The sequence below is a fragment of the Streptomyces sp. NPDC085481 genome (assembly GCF_044541845.1).
Lineage (GTDB): Bacteria > Actinomycetota > Actinomycetes > Streptomycetales > Streptomycetaceae > Streptomyces.
Map to the genome: position 1 here is coordinate 1 of NZ_JBITTJ010000031.1, position 4,145 is coordinate 4,145.

1 protein-coding gene and 1 pseudogene are annotated in these 4,145 nt (G+C 68.5%); one reads left to right on the forward strand and one right to left on the reverse strand.

Translation table 11 applies throughout. The features are described 5' to 3' along the window. Positions 1-1,058: pseudogene (locus ACIGEZ_RS34135) on the reverse strand (sugar-binding protein); the annotation flags it as partial. Between the two features lie 613 nt (positions 1,059-1,671). On the opposite strand from ACIGEZ_RS34135, the gene ACIGEZ_RS34140 reads away from it, so the two are divergent. Continuing rightward, positions 1,672-4,145: DNRLRE domain-containing protein (locus ACIGEZ_RS34140; protein WP_399839288.1), on the forward strand; the 2,474-nt coding region annotated here is incomplete at its 3' end.

Below are 4,145 nucleotides of genomic sequence, written 5' to 3' on the forward strand. Positions count from 1 at the left end.
GAGTCCTGGCGGCAGTTGTTGTACGTACGGGTGATGGAACCCGCGTTGTAGTCCCAGCCGTCACCGATCCACGAAGCCTGGTTGTTCGACGACGACGTACGGCCGTCGACGGACTGCGAGGAGTAGGACAGGTTGATCTTCGGCATCAGGCCGCCGGCCGTCTCCGGGACCTGCACCTGGTAGCCGTAGGTGAAGGCGCCCGAGGAGGAGCCGGCCGACCAGGAGCCGGAGGACAGCAGCGGGGAGGCGGTGAAGTCACCCGACACCGAGGAGCCGGTGTCGAGGAGGCCGACCGCGGAGCCGCCGGCCGCGTTGGCGGCCGGCTGGACGCCGGACCGCAGCGAGGCCTTCGTCGGCTGTGGCACGAAGCCCTCGCCGACCAGGCTGGACACCGGCACCGTGCCGGTGACGATCTGGCGGGTCTTGGCGTTCTTCGCCGCCGTCGACTTCGTCGGCGCGTCCTTCGCCGCCACCATCTTCACGGTCGACTTCAGACGCTCGGCATCGCCGGTGCCCTCGTCGCTGCCGGCCATCGGGGTCGTACCGCCGTCGTCCGCACAGTCACCCGTGGTCGGGGAGGAGTACACACACTCCGGCAGCAGCATCAGACCGAAACGCTCGGCGGCGTTCGGCCCGTAGAGGTCGGCGAAGCCGGTGGTGTCGACGGTCAGCGCGACCTCGGCGGCCGGATCGACCGTCGCGGGCGGGGTCACCTTCATGACGACGCCCGAGACGCCCGCGTCCTGCGAGGTCGTGGTGGGCGCGAGGCCGACCTGCCAGTCACCGGCGACGGTGGCCGGGTCGGTACCCGCGGGCACACCGATGGCGACCGGCAGGCCGTTGGTGACCGGAACCGTGGTGCCCGGGGTGGTGCTCGCCGACAGCGTCGCGTTACCCGTGCCCGACGGCCACGCGGTGGTGGCCTTCGGGTCGTAGTTGTCGACCGGGACCTCGGGCGCCGTGCTCAGCGTCTTCTGCGCCTCGGCGTCACCGTCGAGCTCGGTGCTCTTCGGGATGTCCGGGAGGTCGACCGAGGTGGTCGACTCCTCACGGTTCATGCCCGGGCCCGGGATGGCGAGCGCCTGCCCGCCCAGGCTCGTCACGGTCAGTGTCGAGGACAACAAAAGGACGGTCGCCACGCGGCTTCGCCGCCGACTCCGTCGTTGCGAGTCTGTCATGGCTAGGCGTCCCCGCCCCAACCATGACAGCGGACCTGAAGCACGCATGCGCGTCGACTCCCACCCTGGCAATTCAGACATCGAATGAGGTGCGGAAACACCAAAATGCACACGCCTGGTTCAGGCGCGTGCGTGCGTACTTTCTGTCATGAGCAGCGCCGAGAGCAAGGTCGGGCGTTTCCGGTTGCGTACGCGCGGGGTGAAGTGGGTCACACCCCAGCTCGTCACAGACGATCTCTAATGCTGCTCTTTGAGGTGTATGCATCAATCGGGACATCAACGACTATCAAGCATCCTAAAACGCCTCAAGAGTGACCTAGTTGATGGGCGCTCCAGGCCGTTTTCGCAGGTCATAACGGGTTCATAAAATTCCCATGTGTGGACGGGGTGTGGTGGGTGTGTGATCGTGTGTCCGCTCTCTGCCCCGCGGCCTGCCGTCAGGGGCTGTTTGTGCTGTCCGCAATCCATCTGGTTCACACGGGAGTAGACCGCCGTGACCGCGCCGCCTCGTTATCTCAGCCCCTTCGTGCGCACGCGCACGCGGCTGTCTTTGACCATCGGCCTCGTGCTGGCCGCCCTCACCGCTGCCCTTTTGCCCTGGTGGCAGCCCGATTCCGCGCCTGTGACGAACGCCGGTGGCAAGTCCACCGACGCCAAGCAGGCCTCCACCGGCCCGAAGGACGAGGCCGCTGCGAGGGCCGAGGCCGTCCGCAGTGGCAAGAAGGTCCTCGTCGACACCGCCACCTCGGCGACCTCGCTGACGTGGGCGCTGCCCAACGGGCAGATGCGTTCGCAGATGCACGCGCTGCCTCAGCGGGCGAAGAACGCCGCCGGCAAGTGGGCGCCGATCGACAACAAGCTCCAGCGCTCCGACAAGGCGCCCCGGGGACTTGGCATTTCGCCCGCAAATGCCGTGTATCCCGTTCGTTTCGCGAACGGCAGCGCGCAGAAGTCGCGTGCGGATCGTTCGTTCGCCCGTGCCGAGACGCCGGGTGCGTCGCTGCTGGCCGAGGTGGAGTTCGGTAAGCACACCATCGCGTACACGTGGCCGGGTGTGCTGCCCGAGCCGGTGCTCGACGGCCCGCGTGCGCTCTATTCCGAGGTGCTTCCGGGTGTCGACCTGCTGCTCGTCGCGCGTGAGGAGGGCGGTTTCGCCCAGGTCCTCATCGTCAAGACGCCGCAGGCCGCCCAGCAGGAGGCGCTGAAGTCCGTCTCCTACGGGCTGCGCTCCGCCACCGCGACCTTCCAGCACGACACCAAGACCAACCGCGTGCTCGTCCTGGACAAGGCCGGCAAGGAGGTCGGCTCGATCCCGACCCCGTTCGCCTGGGACTCCAGCGGCCGCGACCCCGAGCTGCCCGCCGGCACCGTCAACCGGACTTCGACCGCTACGTCGGCCGACGTGCTCAAGCTGTCCGGCCTCACCGGCATCGAGCCCGGTGCCAAGTCCGCCCAGCTGCCCGTCACCCTCGACGGTGACAAGACGGGCGCCGCCCGTCTCGCGCTGAACGTCGCCGCCACCAAGCTCCTTGACGACAAGAACGTCAAGTTCCCGCTCTTCGTCGACCCGACGATGAACGCGGGCTGGCAGGCGTGGACGACGGCGTACCGTCCGTACCCGAACTCCAGCTTCTACAACGGCACCAACTTCTCCTCCGGCACCTCCGATGCCCGTGTGGGCTACGAGTCGGACACCGGTGGTCTGGGCCGTTCGTTCTGGCGCATGGACTTCGACCCCAAGATGAAGGGCGCGACCGTCACGGCGGCGTCCTTCAAGGTGCTGAACAACCACTCCTGGTCCTGCACCACCCGCGAGTTCAAGTTCTACCTGACCGGCGGCATCTCCACCGGTACGACGTGGAACTCGCAGCCGTCCTGGTCCACCCACCTGCAGTCGAAGTCCTTCGCGCACGGCTGGTCGACCTCCTGCCCGGACGACTACGAGTCCTTCAACAACTCCGCGGTCCTGTCCGCCGCGCAGCAGGCCGCGACCGGTGGCTGGTCGAACATCACCTTCGGCATGCGTGCCACCAGCGAGTCCGACACGCAGACCTGGCGTAAGTTCCGTGCCACGTCGGCGACGTTCACGGTGGACTTCAACACCCCGCCGAACGAGCCCACCAGCGGCACCTCCACCCCCGGTGGCGCCTGCGTGCTCGGCCCCGGCGCCGGTGTCACGGTCGGCAAGACCAACATCGTGCTGAAGGCCTACGCCTCCGACAACGACGGCAACCTCACCGGTCTGCGCTTCAAGTTCTGGAAGGCCGGCACCGCCGTCCCCGCCGGCACCCTCGTCGCCCCGAGCGGCGGCTGGGCGTCCACGACGATCCCGTCGACCTCGCTCGAGGACAAGGCCACCTACTACTGGGCCGTGCGTGCCGAGGACGCGGCCGGCGCCGCCTCCTCCTACTTCCCGCCCAACACCGCCGAGAACTGCGCCGTCACCGTCGACGGCTCGGCGCCCCCGCCGCCCACCGTCGACGAGGACACCACCCCGTTCAAGCGCGCCACCTCCGACGGTGCGACCTGGGCGAGCGTGAAGTTCGGCGGCACCGGCAACATGACCATCACCTCCCCCGGCGCGGCGAAGTTCCGCTGGGGCTGGGAGGGCATGGTCTACACCGACGTCACCGCCACCAACGGCGCCTACACGCTGACCAACCTCACGCCCCCGCACGCCGGCCCGAACTGGATGCACCTGTTCGCGCTGGACGCGCTCGGCAACGTCAGCGCCCGCACCGACTACGCCACCTACGTCCCCCCGCGCGACAGCGCGGACGGCCCCGGTGACGTCGGCGGTGACGGCATCGCCGACCTGATGATCATCGACGCCAACGGCAACCTGCTCTCCTACCCCGGAACCGCGGGCGGCGAGCTCTACGGCGGTCTGACCGGCTCCTACACCATCGGCGCCGACGGCAAGCCCGTCCTCGCACCGAAGACCCCCTGGTGGAACGCCACCACCGG